The sequence below is a fragment of the Coleofasciculus sp. FACHB-712 genome (assembly GCF_014695635.1).
In the GTDB taxonomy this organism is placed as follows: domain Bacteria; phylum Cyanobacteriota; class Cyanobacteriia; order Cyanobacteriales; family FACHB-T130; genus FACHB-T130.
Window position 1 is genome coordinate 1 of sequence record NZ_JACJOQ010000142.1, and the last position, 12,691, is coordinate 12,691.

16 protein-coding genes, 1 tRNA gene and 1 pseudogene are annotated in these 12,691 nt (G+C 48.6%); 9 read left to right on the forward strand and 9 right to left on the reverse strand.

Annotated features, from left to right (window positions below; genetic code table 11):
• The 4 genes and pseudogenes from purH to H6F50_RS03635 all read right to left on the reverse strand — a co-directional run.
• Window positions 1–182 (reverse strand): annotated as a pseudogene (purH, locus tag H6F50_RS03620) (bifunctional phosphoribosylaminoimidazolecarboxamide formyltransferase/IMP cyclohydrolase); the annotation flags it as partial.
• A gap of 298 nt (window positions 183–480) precedes the next feature.
• Window positions 481–1,005, reverse strand: coding sequence for a photosystem I reaction center subunit XI (locus H6F50_RS03625; RefSeq protein WP_190413986.1), 525 nt, complete (start codon window positions 1,003–1,005; stop codon window positions 481–483).
• A gap of 114 nt (window positions 1,006–1,119) precedes the next feature.
• Window positions 1,120–1,248, reverse strand: a complete 129-nt coding sequence (locus tag H6F50_RS03630; RefSeq protein ID WP_190413988.1) for a photosystem I reaction center subunit IX — start codon at window positions 1,246–1,248, stop codon at window positions 1,120–1,122.
• Window positions 1,249–1,284: 36 nt separating this feature from the next.
• On the reverse strand, window positions 1,285–1,782 hold the full coding sequence (locus tag H6F50_RS03635; RefSeq protein ID WP_190413990.1) for a Photosystem I reaction center subunit III: 498 nt from the start codon (window positions 1,780–1,782) through the stop codon (window positions 1,285–1,287).
• A gap of 102 nt (window positions 1,783–1,884) precedes the next feature.
• On the opposite strand from H6F50_RS03635, the gene tsaD reads away from it, so the two are divergent.
• The gene (gene tsaD / locus H6F50_RS03640; protein WP_190426428.1) at window positions 1,885–2,937 is read left to right on the forward strand and encodes a tRNA (adenosine(37)-N6)-threonylcarbamoyltransferase complex transferase subunit TsaD; all 1,053 of its coding nucleotides are present in this window, start codon (window positions 1,885–1,887) and stop codon (window positions 2,935–2,937) included.
• A gap of 98 nt (window positions 2,938–3,035) precedes the next feature.
• Here tsaD and H6F50_RS03645 read toward each other — a convergent pair whose 3' ends face one another.
• Window positions 3,036–3,407, reverse strand: coding sequence for a hypothetical protein (locus H6F50_RS03645; RefSeq protein ID WP_190413995.1), 372 nt, complete (start codon window positions 3,405–3,407; stop codon window positions 3,036–3,038).
• A gap of 202 nt (window positions 3,408–3,609) precedes the next feature.
• Window positions 3,610–4,578 carry an alpha/beta hydrolase gene (locus H6F50_RS03650; protein WP_190426431.1) on the reverse strand — a complete coding sequence of 323 codons (969 nt, stop codon included), beginning with the start codon at window positions 4,576–4,578 and terminating at the stop codon, window positions 3,610–3,612.
• On the opposite strand from H6F50_RS03650, the gene H6F50_RS03655 reads away from it, so the two are divergent.
• A complete protein-coding gene (locus tag H6F50_RS03655; protein WP_190426434.1) occupies window positions 4,572–4,730 on the forward strand; it encodes a hypothetical protein in 159 nt (52 codons plus the stop codon). The two genes, H6F50_RS03650 and H6F50_RS03655, sit on opposite strands and share 7 nt — an antisense overlap.
• 12 nt (window positions 4,731–4,742) lie before the next feature.
• Here H6F50_RS03655 and H6F50_RS03660 read toward each other — a convergent pair whose 3' ends face one another.
• A complete protein-coding gene (locus tag H6F50_RS03660; RefSeq protein ID WP_190414000.1) occupies window positions 4,743–5,468 on the reverse strand; it encodes a hypothetical protein in 726 nt (241 codons plus the stop codon).
• Between the two features lie 371 nt (window positions 5,469–5,839).
• Here H6F50_RS03660 and H6F50_RS03665 point away from each other — a divergent pair, with 371 nt between their 5' ends.
• The 7 genes from H6F50_RS03665 (at window position 5,840) to H6F50_RS03695 (ending at window position 10,927) form a co-directional block, all read left to right on the forward strand.
• The gene (locus H6F50_RS03665) at window positions 5,840–5,986 is read left to right on the forward strand and encodes a hypothetical protein (RefSeq protein WP_190426437.1); all 147 of its coding nucleotides are present in this window, start codon (window positions 5,840–5,842) and stop codon (window positions 5,984–5,986) included.
• Between the two features lie 411 nt (window positions 5,987–6,397).
• A complete protein-coding gene (locus tag H6F50_RS03670; protein ID WP_190414148.1) occupies window positions 6,398–6,925 on the forward strand; it encodes a GNAT family N-acetyltransferase in 528 nt (175 codons plus the stop codon).
• Window positions 6,926–7,050: 125 nt separating this feature from the next.
• A tRNA-Pro gene (locus H6F50_RS03675) sits at window positions 7,051–7,124 on the forward strand.
• A gap of 510 nt (window positions 7,125–7,634) precedes the next feature.
• Window positions 7,635–8,408: a Tic22 family protein gene (locus H6F50_RS03680; RefSeq protein ID WP_190414006.1), complete on the forward strand. Its 774-nt coding sequence runs from the start codon at window positions 7,635–7,637 to the stop codon at window positions 8,406–8,408.
• Window positions 8,409–8,514: 106 nt separating this feature from the next.
• A complete protein-coding gene (prmC, locus tag H6F50_RS03685) occupies window positions 8,515–9,417 on the forward strand; it encodes a peptide chain release factor N(5)-glutamine methyltransferase (RefSeq protein ID WP_190426440.1) in 903 nt (300 codons plus the stop codon).
• Window positions 9,418–9,459: 42 nt separating this feature from the next.
• Entirely contained in the window at window positions 9,460–10,047 is a 588-nt protein-coding gene (locus H6F50_RS03690) for an L-threonylcarbamoyladenylate synthase (protein WP_190426445.1), read from the forward strand.
• Window positions 10,048–10,084: 37 nt separating this feature from the next.
• Window positions 10,085–10,927, forward strand: a complete 843-nt coding sequence (locus H6F50_RS03695; protein ID WP_190426448.1) for a sensor histidine kinase — start codon at window positions 10,085–10,087, stop codon at window positions 10,925–10,927.
• Here H6F50_RS03695 and H6F50_RS03700 read toward each other — a convergent pair.
• Complete coding sequence (locus H6F50_RS03700) at window positions 10,911–11,372, reverse strand: GNAT family N-acetyltransferase (RefSeq protein ID WP_190426452.1); 462 nt, start codon at window positions 11,370–11,372, stop codon at window positions 10,911–10,913. The genes H6F50_RS03695 and H6F50_RS03700 overlap by 17 nt on opposite strands.
• 270 nt (window positions 11,373–11,642) lie before the next feature.
• Window positions 11,643–12,620 (reverse strand): porphobilinogen synthase, encoded by a 978-nt coding sequence (gene hemB / locus H6F50_RS03705; protein ID WP_190426450.1) that lies wholly within the window; start codon window positions 12,618–12,620, stop codon window positions 11,643–11,645.
• Between the last annotated feature and the right edge of the window lie 71 nt (window positions 12,621–12,691).

Here is a 12,691-nt window from a genome sequence, read left to right on the forward strand (position 1 = left end):
CCCAAAATCTCCGGAGAACCCGTGTAATCGGAAACTTTCGTCACGGGTAGCCCAGCATCTTTAAGGGCTTTAGCCGTTCCACCACTGCTGATTAAATCAAACTCAAATTTTTCAACCAACTGACGGGCAAAGTCGATTAGCCCAGTTTTATCAGATACACTCAGCAGTGCTAGACGCGCCATAACTTCTAAAGTCCCTCTTTTTCCAACCTTACTCAGGATAAATGCGATCGCCCTCATGCACAAACAGAGAACCCTGCCCTCACGGCATGGGCAGGGTTCTTGATTCAAAACAAAGTGAGGAGTTTAAGATAACCGCTTGCCTGGTGGCAAGAAAACGGTTGGTCAGTGGTTTGCCTCAGCCACGACGCCACGCATTTCTGGTTAAACAGATGGGTGGACTCGCAGTGGTAAGCCAGTCGTAACGAACGCTAGAAGACTTGTATAACAGGTGTTTCCAAGCTAGCGATCGCTACTGCTACTACCCAATTTTGAACAGACCTTGAAGCAGTTCCAAATTGGAAATCAGCAGGTAGGCGATTCCCGCACCACCAACTCCACCAATCAGAAAATTACTCGCAAACTCGTTCCAGCCTTCCTGACTATTGAGGGCGTCTGGAGGACGGGGCGTGGTAATCGTTTTAGTGGGGTTGGGGGGATTGCTAGAAGCGTAGAGGGATAGCCCAATCGTCAAAATGATAATCAAGCCAACCGTTGACAGCAAACCTGCCAGGTTCGCGACATCTGTATCGCGCAGAGGACCCAGTTTGGCGAAGGGACCAATCAACCAATAACCATGAGCCATACCAATTTCTAATGCTCGGCGTCCGGGTGACAGCCCTTTGCGATAGGCTGGCAAGTTATTGATGTAAGCCTCTGTGAAACCGGAAGAATTAATCGGCGTTGCTAAATTGCCAATTTGCGGATCGCCAGCTTCATGGACAACTTCCCGATTTCTGGGGTCGTTACGACGATCTTTCGAGTCGCTTATTGCTTGCACTTGCATAATTTCTTCACCTTTTGATGAGCTAGTGCCACTAATTATCGTTGGGTTAAAACTGGAGATGCTTCTATCGTTTGATACAGCATTTTTTAACCAGTCTTGAAAATCCTGCGATCTTTACGGCATTGGATGGAAAAGCAGGTCGGGGAAAATGTAGATAAAGACAGCCAAGAGACTAGCCTGAAGGGATAGCCACACAATAGCCAGAACCGGAGCTAGGGAAAGATACTTGAGGAAATACTGCATGAATCATTCTCCAAAACAGTCAATAATTCAACGTAACTAGCGAATTGAGACAGGAATCTCATCTTCTTTTGCAGTCAATTCACCCGTGAGCAATTCTTTGACTGCTGCCAAAGGCCAAGTGAAGCCACTTAGCATAAAACCAACAGCCCGGGGAACATCCAGTTGGATTTCTTTATACTCTGGGTTTGCCTCTTTTTTCACCGATTGAATATAGGCACGACCAACCCAACCAATCCAACCCGCAATATACAGGAACAGAATGCTGGGAATGATAAAGTCACCGGCACGATCCAGGCGACCATCTACAACCAAGTGGGGTAAACCCTCTGGGCCACACATTGCCTGAGAATAACGTTCAAAACGCTTGCGCCCTGAATCGGGGTCGAAGTTGGTATTGCGGGCGGTTGCAGCACGTTGCTGAAAAGCCTTGGACTGGCTGCATGGCACCAGACCTGATACGTTATCAGCCGATGCCGTTGGGGCAACGCTAAACCAAATACAAAGGGCAAAAATCAAAGCCAACAATCGTTTCATGGGATTGTTTCCTTTTGTTACAAAACGAAAACTTTTATGTACAAAACAAGGTCATTGTTTGTACGGAAGCAATCATGTATCGATATATTAAAGTACCAGTGAATGTCAACAGTATTAGCGATTGAAACAAGTTGTGACGAAACGGCGGTAGCGATCGTAAAGAATCGTCAAATTTGCAGTAGCATCGTCGCCTCACAAATCCCTGTTCATCGGCAGTATGGCGGGGTTGTGCCAGAAATTGCTTCCCGTCAACACGTCGAAATAATTAACAATTGTTTAGACAAAGCACTCCAAGAAGCGCAGATGGAGTGGGCGTCAATTGATGGTATTGCGGCAACCTGCGCCCCTGGTTTGGTGGGGGCATTGTTGGTGGGGCTGACGGCTGCCAAAACTCTTGCGATTGTCCATCGGAAACCGTTTGTCGGAGTCCATCATCTGGAAGGCCACATATACGCTACTTATTTGACCGAACCTTCTTTACAGCCGCCTTTTTTATGTCTGCTGGTTTCGGGCGGACACACCAGCTTAATTTATGTAAAAGATTGTGGTGTGTACGAGACACTAGGAGAAACTCGCGATGATGCCGCTGGTGAAGCCTTCGATAAGGTGGCGCGGTTGTTAAATCTGGGTTATCCGGGTGGGCCGGTGGTTGACCAACTCGCCCAAGTGGGGAATCCGCAAGCCTATCCTTTGCCGGAAGGGAATGTCGGGGTGCCAGGGGGCGGCTATCATCCCTATGACTCTAGTTTTAGTGGCTTAAAAACAGCTGTGCTGAGACTGGTGCAAAAGTTGCAGCAGGAAGCGTCTCCGTCGCTGCCGGTGAATGACATTGCGGCAAGTTTCCAAGAAAGCGTAGCGCGAAGTCTGACGCGGAGGGCGATCGCCTGCGCCCTCGACTACGGTCTTGATACCATTGCCATCGGTGGCGGTGTCGCCGCCAACAGTGGGCTGAGAAAACACCTGCAAGTCGCTACTGCACAGCGAAACCTGCGGGTGCTATTCCCCCCGCTAAAATTCTGCACTGACAACGCCGCCATGATTGCCTGTGCTGCCGCCGATCATTTGAATCGGGGTCATACTTCCCGATTGACTTTGGGCGTTCAGTCCCGGCTGCCAATTACTGATGTTATGCAGCTTTACCAAACTTCACAGTAGAAGTTTGCATCCAGTTTTGAGGCGCGAGGATGCAATATTTTTCGGACAAAGCGATCGCGCAATTTCTAAACAGACCTTAAATCAGTCGATTCTCTCGATCATTTTGATGAGTAAGGATGCAATACTTTGGATAGCGCGATCGCCCGGTTTCTGTCTGAAAGCTGCTGCAAATTCAGCTGATTATTCTCATCTAAAAGATTTTCTTTCTGCAAAAGCTCATAAATTGTTAAAGACAGCAGCATTTCTACCTGATTCGCCCGACTGCTGAGCCAATGATGAGTCTCTGCATCCGAGGGAAAGCGCTCAATACACTCATTTGTGTAACGGCGAAACTCTCTGACATCATTTAAAAGCCGAACCAAATAACTAGGACACTCGCAAGCAATTACATCGGCTGCCTCGCAGATAGCCAGCAGATGTTCGTCAGTCAACTCCGAAGAAATTTGAATAGTCTGTTTTGGATCGATCATAATTTCAGCACAAGTATCAGGAAAGCCTTAGATTCATCAGTTGATTGTTCCCTTGCCACTCAGACTAATCACTACTCTTGTCGGATCGCTCATCGCGATCGCAGTCAAAATCTAAGAAGCGAAAATCAATATCGTTTTTTAGCAGGCACCCCTTTAATCTTAATAAAATTTAAAGATTTATGGTGCCAACAAAACATCTACCTTAAGCGAAGTTGCTAGAATCCGGACAATTAGCTATAATGTTGCGAATTTCGGTAGCAACTGCCTCTGGCTGCTCCACCATCGATAGATGTCCGCAGTCCGGAATTTCCATCACGTTCTCACCACAACCCTGAAATAACGGGTGAAAGCTTGCTAAGTGCCGCACATACTTCGGTTCCATTACCCTATCTTTAGCACCAGCAATAAAATAAACCGGCTGTTTTAGCCGTGACACCACCTGCGGTAAGCGATTGACCTCCGCTTCCGTCGTCGAATCCAGTAAAGTCCCCAGCGCCGCTTCCGGATGAGCCGTAATAAAATCAATCAGTCGCTGTCGTCCCCAGCACCGAGCAATTGGGCGCGCCACTTGCGCCCGTGTAAAAGGCAAATCAATCCCCGGTACATAGCACAGCCAATGGGGACGCCGTTTCAGAAGCTGCTGACCCGCAGCCCGAAATCGCTCGAAGGCCTCCTTCAGATAAATGCCACCTCCAGCATTAATGCAGACGACCCCCTTAACAGAATCAGGTTGCTGGTCTGCCGCCCAAAGGGCAATGCTGCCACCCAACGAATGACCAATCAGCCAAGCACTAGAAATATTCAGCTTCTGCAACAAAATACCGACTTCTTTGGCATAAGCAGCTGGAGTGTAATTCGAGAGGCTCAACGTAAGAGGCTCTGAAGAGCGAAGAAAGTTCTCCTCTGGCTGACTCTCGCGGACGACTTGCCGACTCTGCACCGGCATTTCTTGACGGGTGAACCCATAATTATCTAGAGGCTGAGAATCACCAAACCCCCGCAAGTCGTAAGACAAACACTGATAATCTGGTGCTATCTGCTCAATCAGGGGTTGCCAGTACCGACGGCTGAGGAGCCAGCCGTGGATAAAGACCAAAACAGGGGTAGATGATGCAATGGGAGGCGTCAAATCGTAGGTGTGCCGAACTCCCAGGATTTCGATAGTTGCCATATTTTGATCCTATCCCGAAGTTCTACCAGATTGGTCAAGAAGTCATTGTTATTGGTCATGGCTTACCCCTGCCTTACGAAACGTCTGCTTGTCGGCGCGATCGCTTCGAGAAGCGTAAAGTTAGGACTATTGGACAAAAGACTAATGGCTAAACATTCTAAACATTAAAATCTGCGCCCTAGCAATCGCTGACGCACGCTTTCAGCAATTTTTTGACCTAAATATTCCGGAATCACACTTTCGTTCGGTCCCAATAAGTAAAGAATCAAGCGGGTGCGTCCTCGCCAGACTAGCAAATTGGCATTGACCACCAGCAAATCCTCTTGCCAGATAGCGTACATCACCTTATAAAACAGACCCGGTTGGTTATCCGCCTCAATTAACAGCGCCGGAAGATGGAAAACAGGGTCTACATAAAATTCCGTTTCTACCTGCTCCAAACCGGCATCCAGATTAAATTCCACTGCCAGCATCTCTTCTACTTCAAAGCGCCCAGCCAAAGCTTCCCGAATGGCGCGACAGACATTTTCCGAGGTTTTGTCTGTCAGTGCTTTGCTGCCACGAGACACCACCAGTTTGATGAAAACTAGCATCGGAGGAGCGATTTGACCATATAGACTGAGACTGTGAATGGTCAGCCCGTATGCAGCCAGAACCCCAAAAATATCACTTAGCAGAAAAGATTGGTTGCGGTAAGCAAAATGTAGGGCACTTTTATTGCCTTCGGGTTTCAGCTCAATAACCGCTCTGGTGGTTTTATAGAGCCGATAGGCAAGCCTCAAGTTTTGTAGCTGAATCTCACTGCTGACAAACTGCTCGTAGAACTGAGGAAACGCCCGATTAAAGCGCTTCAGAAGTTCTAGTGTGGATGATTTCAAACCCGTGGCCATATATAGGGCTAAGACTCGCTTGCCAGGTTAAAAGCATTTTGGGAGATAGAGCCAAGTGCCCTTCGCCAAAGAACCTTCTCTTATGGTTAATCTCTCACAAATTTTCCTAAAAAAATTATCCACTCGATACCAACTCCCGGTGGAGTTGAGTAGATTGGTGCAAATAAAGATAACTGGTGCAAGTTCTCCCTTGCCCCTTAGTGAAATAACTCAACATTCGTCGTATCATGACTAGCTGCCCGTACATGATTTTCTTTGTTTTTGCTCACCTGTGCCAACGCGATGTGGCATCCAGGAAGTAACCAGTCAAAAGCTGCCTCTGTTTCTCAGTTCTTCTGTTGCTCTTGTCTCCAGTCATCAGCCAAAAACTTGTGCCTAGCTGCACGATGGCTTGGCGAGACGGTAGCTTCTCCCGACCGACAATCCAAGTAAATCGGGATTGCTGTGGAGCTGCGGAGTATCAACCCGTAGAATTCAGTCTAACTAATGTATTGCCAGTATTGCCGAATGCGCCCTAAACCACACAATGCCGCACCCGCTCCAGATCGGGGAGTGCGTGTAATGGTTTAAAAGGTAGCGCAATTGTGTTATCATTTTTTTCGTGATGTTTGGGCTAGATTCGTTGAAATAAGAGGGATGGAGATACTGAGACTGTATCACTCTCCAAGAGTGTACGTGACTCCCCCGCGTCAATTGATTGCACGAGATTGATTCGTTCCTCAGATTGCTTCGTTTCTCGCAACCGAACACTGGAAGTAAATCCTGTAGAGATTAGATATTTGGTACTTGCAGGGAAACCTGAAAGTGTTGGAATTGGTCTCTTCGATCAGGAAGTCTCAGATCGCGTGTTAGCACGCGGTGCGAAGCACGGTTGGGAATTCCCCAGACTGCTGGGAACTGGAGAATGTAAATACCTTAACCACACCTGCATGGGTTTTTGGAAAAGCTTGTTTAGCGGTTCTGATGGTAGCACTGCGTCGAAGCCGACGCTGGGGGAGGGGGATGTTGTAGAAGGTACAGGCGATCGCACGGGCAGCGGCTCTCGGATATTTTTCAGCACCGAACGCGACATTGACCTTTATGAACTCGAAGAACTCTGCGATGCGGTCGGGTGGTCCCGGCGTCCGCTACGCAAGGTCAAGAAAGCAATCGAACATAGTTTTTTGGTAGTTTCGATGTGGGAAGTGCGAGGAACCCAGCGACGGCTGGTAGGCTTTTCCCGCGCAACTTCCGATCATGCCTTCAATGCCACCATTTGGGATGTGGTAGTTCACCCGGATTTCCAAGGCAAAGGACTGGGGAAGGCGTTGATGAAGTACGCGATCAAGAAGCTACGCAGTGAAGACATTAGCAACATTACTCTGTTCGCTGACCCCCAGGTGGTGGATTTTTACCGGGGACTGAATTTTATTGCCGACCCGGAAGGAATTAAAGGGATGTTTTGGTATCCAGATTAGTTTGTAAATTCTTTACTCCAAATATCGGCTAAATAAGCTATAATAACCAGAGGTCACTGGCAGGCGTGTCAGGGGAATTAAACACCCAAGACCCGATCGGCTGATAGCCAATCGCTGAATTTCACCGGGATGTAGCGCAGCTTGGTAGCGCGCCTGCTTTGGGAGCAGGATGCCGCAGGTTCAAATCCTGTCATCCCGATTTTTAGTAGTAAAAAGAGTTAGCCCCAAACCTGCCAAGGTTAGAGGGAATCTCAATAATTTTCGGGTGTGATGTCTGACACCCTGCTGAAATTCCCTTGAGGACTTCGGGAGGTGATTCATACAGATTTTTCCCTAGTAAATTGGGAGATAAGTTGGCTGACGATTGCCTGGAACTCATCCTAATCTTACATAGTCATAGAGGGTTACAATTCGCGATTCATTCCCTCAGTAATTTGGGAATTCCATTTCCGAGTATGCAGCATTGAGAATGAATAAATAGCGAGTTCAGGCATCAAATTGACCTTTGGTGCCAGGAATTAGGACATGGGGAGTTAAACAGTTCAAAAATGACAGTCGCAACAAAACAGTAGAATCGATAAAGTTTAGTTGGAAATAAACTTAGACCCATTCATTCGGGTACTGCTAGAGCGAAGAAACATTATCGCCTTGTCTCGACTCTATTATTGGTAAGGCGGGGTATTCAACGAAAAATTTTGAGGGAATTGTAATGAGATCATTAGTTCGATTGAGCGCAACACTGGGTTTAGTGGGAAGTGTTGTACTGGGAGCGCTGCCCGGTTTGGAAACGCTGCGGGCACTGGCATTGCCAGAACAACAGGTTCTAGAAAAGTTGCAAGCTGTGCCCGTGTTTACGATCACCGATCCTCAAGGTTCTCCATTAGTTGCTTCAGTGAATGAGGGGCAAAAGAAGACCGCAGTGGCAGGTGTTTTTATCAGCCAGCAAGATGCCCAAACATTTATCGAACGGTTGAAGAAACAAAATGCTCAACTAGCAAGTACGGTGAAGGTGGTACCCGTATCGCTGGGAGACGTTTACAAACTGGATCAAGCGAATGCAGCCAAGCCAGATGGTCTGGATTTTGCTTTCGTACCCACCCAGCAGCAGGTAGATTCAGCAAAAGCCATCCTGAGTCAAAGCGGCAAACCCGTGCAAAATTTTGATGGGGTTCCTTTGTTTGTGGCAAGAGGCGGAAAGGATAAGGGGTATTTGACCCTACAACGAGACAATAAACCCATCATTCCTTTCTTCTTTAGCAAAGAAGAATTACAGAGTATGCTGGATCGATTCAAACAGCAACAGCCAGCTCTGGCATCTACAGTGGAAATTCAGGTGGTGAATCTGGAGGGTGTAATTGAAACTTTACGCACCAGCAATAATCAGCAGCTGAACAACATTGTACTGGTTCCACCCAAAGCGTCAGTAGACTTTGTGCGATCGCGTGGTCCTGCCCCCGCGAATTCTCAGCAACAACGTCGCTAAAGCGGTAAATAGACAAAAGAATCAAAGATAAAAGATAAAGTATGAAGGATAAACTTCATACTTTATCTTTTATCTTTTTTCCTTGATTCTGGCGTTTTCCTTGGGTATGGTTTCAGGTATAGAACTTTGGAAGTGGCGCAACTGGGCGCGGGATGCTGCCAAATCCGCGGGCGTTGACCCAACAGAAGTAGACTGGTTGCTGCGAGAAGTCGCCGCTCTAGATCGGTTGGCGCTGCGGTTGGAGTCTTTCAAAGACAAAACCCAGATAAAATTACCGATGCCGTTGCCGGAGTTAACCCAGATGTGGCAACGGCGTCTGGATGAGCGGTTGCCAGTTCAGTACCTGGCTGGTATTGCTCCCTGGCGTCATTTTTCTCTGTTTGTTTCACCAGCAGTATTGATTCCGCGACCGGAAACAGAATATTTGATTGATTTGGCGGTTGCCGCTGCGGCTCAGGGCGGAGCCTCGCCGCCTTTACAGCAAGGACATTGGGCAGATTTAGGAACTGGCAGTGGCGCGATCGCTCTCGGACTCGCAGATGCCTTTCCATCTGCCACTCTCCACGCGGTTGATTATAGTCCGGCTGCTCTAGCGATCGCTCAACAGAATGCCCAGCAACTGGGTTTAGCGGCTCGCATTCAGTTTTACCAAGGTTCTTGGTGGCAGCCGTTGTCCGCCCTAAAACGTCAGCTCAGCGGCATGGTATCAAACCCACCTTATATTCCCAGCCATTTGCTGCCTTCCCTGCAACCGGAAGTGGCGAAACACGAACCCCACCTCGCCCTCGACGGTGGCACAGATGGCTTAGATTGCATCCGCCATTTGGTAGAAACAGCGCCAGACTATCTGCGACCGGGCGGTATTTGGTTGATTGAGATGATGGCGGGACAAGCCGATACAGTTGTTCAACTGTTGCAAGATCGAGGCAGTTTCTGCAAAATTCAAATTCACACCGATTTAGCTGGGATTGAACGCTTTGCCTTAGCCTATCGGAAACCCGATGAGTGATGAATTTGAGGGGATTTATTCAAAACTCAAAACTCTAAAAAAATGACACAAGTTTCAATGGCAGCCTTGATAGAAGGCGCTCGTTCTGGGAGTTTGGTTAGCTTTCCCACCGATACTGTACCAGCACTGGCAGTGCAGCCGGATCGGTCAGAGTTAATTTTTGCAGCAAAGCAGCGGCGGCAAGATAAACCGCTGATTTTAATGGGCGCAAACGCTTTAGATTTGTGGTCTTTTGTCAAGGGAAGTCCGGCTGAATGGCAGATTTGGCAACAAGTTGCTGACCAATATTGGCCTGGTGCTTTGACTTTAGTATTACCAGCCTCAGCGTGCATTCCCAAATCGATGAATCCATCTGATCCGGCTACGATTGGGTTGCGCGTGCCGAATTCTGGCGTCGCGCTCTCAATTCTGTCGCAAACTGGCCCCTTAGCAACTACTAGCGCCAACCGTTCGGGGGAGCCACCTTTAGAAAGGATGGCAGAAATCGCAGCGCAGTTTCCCGATGTCCTGACGCTATTCCCTTCGGAATCAGAAACAACGCTGACGGCTGGTGTTCCTTCCACCGTCGCCAAATGGACGGGCAGCGGCTGGGAAATCTTGCGGCAAGGAGCGGTTAAATTGGTAGTTTAATCGACTCAGCTAATCAGCAAAACTGGTAATTATATTTATGTCCCAAGACGCGAATCCGGACGTGACAGCCATCCTGGAGGAACTCAAGCAAACCCAGATGGCGTACCACATGGCAACAGAAATGAGCCAGTTTAAAGCTGGGTTTTTGGCGCGGACTTCCCATGAATTGCGATCGCCCCTCAACAGTTTGATTGGCTTGCATCAGTTGATTTTGTCCGATTTGTGTGACAACCCAGAAGAAGAACGAGAATTTATTGCTCAGGCTCACGCCTCCGCGCTGAAGCTGATGCAGCTCATAGACGAAATTATCGCCGTTGCCAAAACTCAACACGGCACCAGTCGGATAGAGATTCAACCCGTCGAGCTTGCCAAGGTTCTAGAGGAAGTCTACAGCTTGACTCACCTGCAAGCAGCGAATCGGAGTATCCGCCTTGAGGTATCGCCACCCGATCGAGAGATTTACGTTCTGGCAGATCCGCGACGATTGCAGCAGGTGCTGCTAAATCTGGTCGATACCGCGATCGCTCGCATGGACGAAGGCAACATTCGGGTTTGGGTGCCCCCCTCACCAGCGCCTGGGCACATCCACATCTGGATTGATGCCGAGTGCCCCGTTAGCGTCTGGACCGAGCCAGTCGATTTGCTCAAAGAGCAAAAGACACAGGAGCTGGTAGGGGCACCCAGCAAAGGAGCACCCCGACAAATGCCACAGCTATCCGAGGGGATGAACTTACTGATTGCTCAAACCCTCATCGAAGTGATGCAGGGACGCCTGGAAGTAGTGGCAGCGCAACCAGCAGACGCCGCTGATCCTTCAGGCGGAGAGAATCTTACCCGGCTTCAGTTTTCTCTTCCCCTAGTGCCTATTGAGACGACATAACCTGGGTAGGCAGAGGCTCGGTTAGGGGCTGGTTGTTATACAGCACCATCGTCGTACTGGGGTTGCTACATTCAAAACCGATGCGCGTGTAAAAGCCCTGTTGATAAGTCGTCATCAGGTAGACCCGCTCTACCCGACTGACACGAGGATGGCTCAAGACTGTTTCCACCAACTTGCGTCCGAGTCCTGCGCCTTGGTATGCCGGATGTACGACCACATCCCAGATAGTGGCACGGTAAACGCCATCGGAAGTCGCTCTGGCAAATCCAATCAGCTTGTTTTCGTCCCAGACGCTAATCACGGGTTCGCTATTGGCGATCGCAATTTTTAAATCTTCAATTTGCCGGTTCTGTGCCCAGAAGGCAGCTAAGTGAAACAGCTCTTGCAGTTGTTGAAAGTCGATTTGTGATTTACGGTCACAAAATTGAATATGACTGCAATCCATCGTCATCAATAATTTAGAGTCTCGTACTGGCTCATTCTACTCATCAACACACTGGGGATTGGTGTTCAATTGCACCGAATTTCTGTAATTTGCCGCTTTTTTAGCGAAATCTACCGTTTAGCTTACTCATATCCAACCCTAAATCTGTACCGCCAGATGGATTCCTTTTGAACATAAGTAGCTAACTAAGAATGCTGGATGAAATGCGAAGGATGAAAATGCCTAGTTCTAGGCGAATCTGTTGTTTTTTTCATCCTTCACCCTGACTTCCTACAACCAACGGGCGGCATCTTTGGCGTGGTAGGTAAGAATCAAATCGGCTCCAGCTCGCTTGAAGCTGGTTAAAGTTTCCATCACGACTCGCTGTTCGTCAATCCAGCCATTGAGGGCGGCGGCTTTCACCATCGCATATTCGCCGGAGACATTGTAAGCGGCTACCGGCAAGTTGCTGGCTTCTTTCACCCGCCAAATGATGTCCATATAGGCAAGTGCCGGTTTCACCATCAGCATATCCGCCCCTTCTGCAATATCGAGTTCGATTTCTTTGAGGGCTTCGCGGGCATTACCGGGGTCCATCTGGTAAGTTCTGCGATCGCCAAACTGCGGTGTTGAATCAGCCGCATCGCGGAAAGGGCCATAATAAGCCGAAGCATATTTGGCAGCGTAAGAAAGAATCGGTGTATCGTGGAATCCCGCTGCATCCAATCCTTCCCGAATCGCCTGCACAAAACCGTCCATCATCCCAGATGGAGCGATAATATCAGCGCCAGCCTTAGCTTGAGAGACTGCTGTTTTCTTGAGCAATTCCAGCGTTGGGTCATTCAATACCCGTCCCGTCAAGTCGCCCACTTCCAAATAACCACAGTGACCGTGACTGGTATATTCGCACAAGCAAGTATCGGCAATGACCACTAAATCCGGCACCGCTTCTTTCACTGCGGTGGCAGCTTTTTGGACAATTCCGCAATCGTGCCACGCACCTGTAGCATCTACATCCTTATCTGCGGGAATGCCAAAAAGAATGATCGCGGGAATGCCGAGGTCATAGACTTCTTTTGCCTCTTCCACAATTTTGTCTACCGACAGTTGGTAGACCCCTGGCATCGATTTCACTTCCTTAGCAATGCCCTCTCCCGGTACAGCAAACAGAGGGTAGATTAGGTCACTCGTGGCAAGAACCGTTTCACGCACCATCCGGCGCAGCTGGGTTGAGGTACGAAGGCGGCGAGGGCGATGAATGGGAAACATGGCGTTAGTGTAGTGAATAGTTGTTAGTAACTAAAGCGGTCTAAAAAAGTAACAATTTGTCACATTGAGCC

Coding starts and splice junctions, on each gene's coding strand:
- H6F50_RS03650 (WP_190426431.1), bottom strand. CDS start 4,578: ATGGCAACTATCGAAATCCTGGGAGTTCGGCACACCTACGATTTGACG.
- H6F50_RS03660 (WP_190414000.1), bottom strand. CDS start 5,468: ATGGCCACGGGTTTGAAATCATCCACACTAGAACTTCTGAAGCGCTTT.
- H6F50_RS03680 (WP_190414006.1), top strand. CDS start 7,635: ATGAGATCATTAGTTCGATTGAGCGCAACACTGGGTTTAGTGGGAAGT.
- H6F50_RS03700 (WP_190426452.1), bottom strand. CDS start 11,372: ATGGATTGCAGTCATATTCAATTTTGTGACCGTAAATCACAAATCGAC.
- H6F50_RS03690 (WP_190426445.1), top strand. CDS start 9,460: ATGACACAAGTTTCAATGGCAGCCTTGATAGAAGGCGCTCGTTCTGGG.
- tsaD (WP_190426428.1), top strand. CDS start 1,885: ATGTCAACAGTATTAGCGATTGAAACAAGTTGTGACGAAACGGCGGTA.
- H6F50_RS03635 (WP_190413990.1), bottom strand. CDS start 1,782: ATGAAACGATTGTTGGCTTTGATTTTTGCCCTTTGTATTTGGTTTAGC.
- hemB (WP_190426450.1), bottom strand. CDS start 12,620: ATGTTTCCCATTCATCGCCCTCGCCGCCTTCGTACCTCAACCCAGCTG.
- prmC (WP_190426440.1), top strand. CDS start 8,515: ATGGTTTCAGGTATAGAACTTTGGAAGTGGCGCAACTGGGCGCGGGAT.
- H6F50_RS03625 (WP_190413986.1), bottom strand. CDS start 1,005: ATGCAAGTGCAAGCAATAAGCGACTCGAAAGATCGTCGTAACGACCCC.
- H6F50_RS03630 (WP_190413988.1), bottom strand. CDS start 1,248: ATGCAGTATTTCCTCAAGTATCTTTCCCTAGCTCCGGTTCTGGCTATT.
- H6F50_RS03695 (WP_190426448.1), top strand. CDS start 10,085: ATGTCCCAAGACGCGAATCCGGACGTGACAGCCATCCTGGAGGAACTC.
- H6F50_RS03670 (WP_190414148.1), top strand. CDS start 6,398: ATGGGTTTTTGGAAAAGCTTGTTTAGCGGTTCTGATGGTAGCACTGCG.
- H6F50_RS03645 (WP_190413995.1), bottom strand. CDS start 3,407: ATGATCGATCCAAAACAGACTATTCAAATTTCTTCGGAGTTGACTGAC.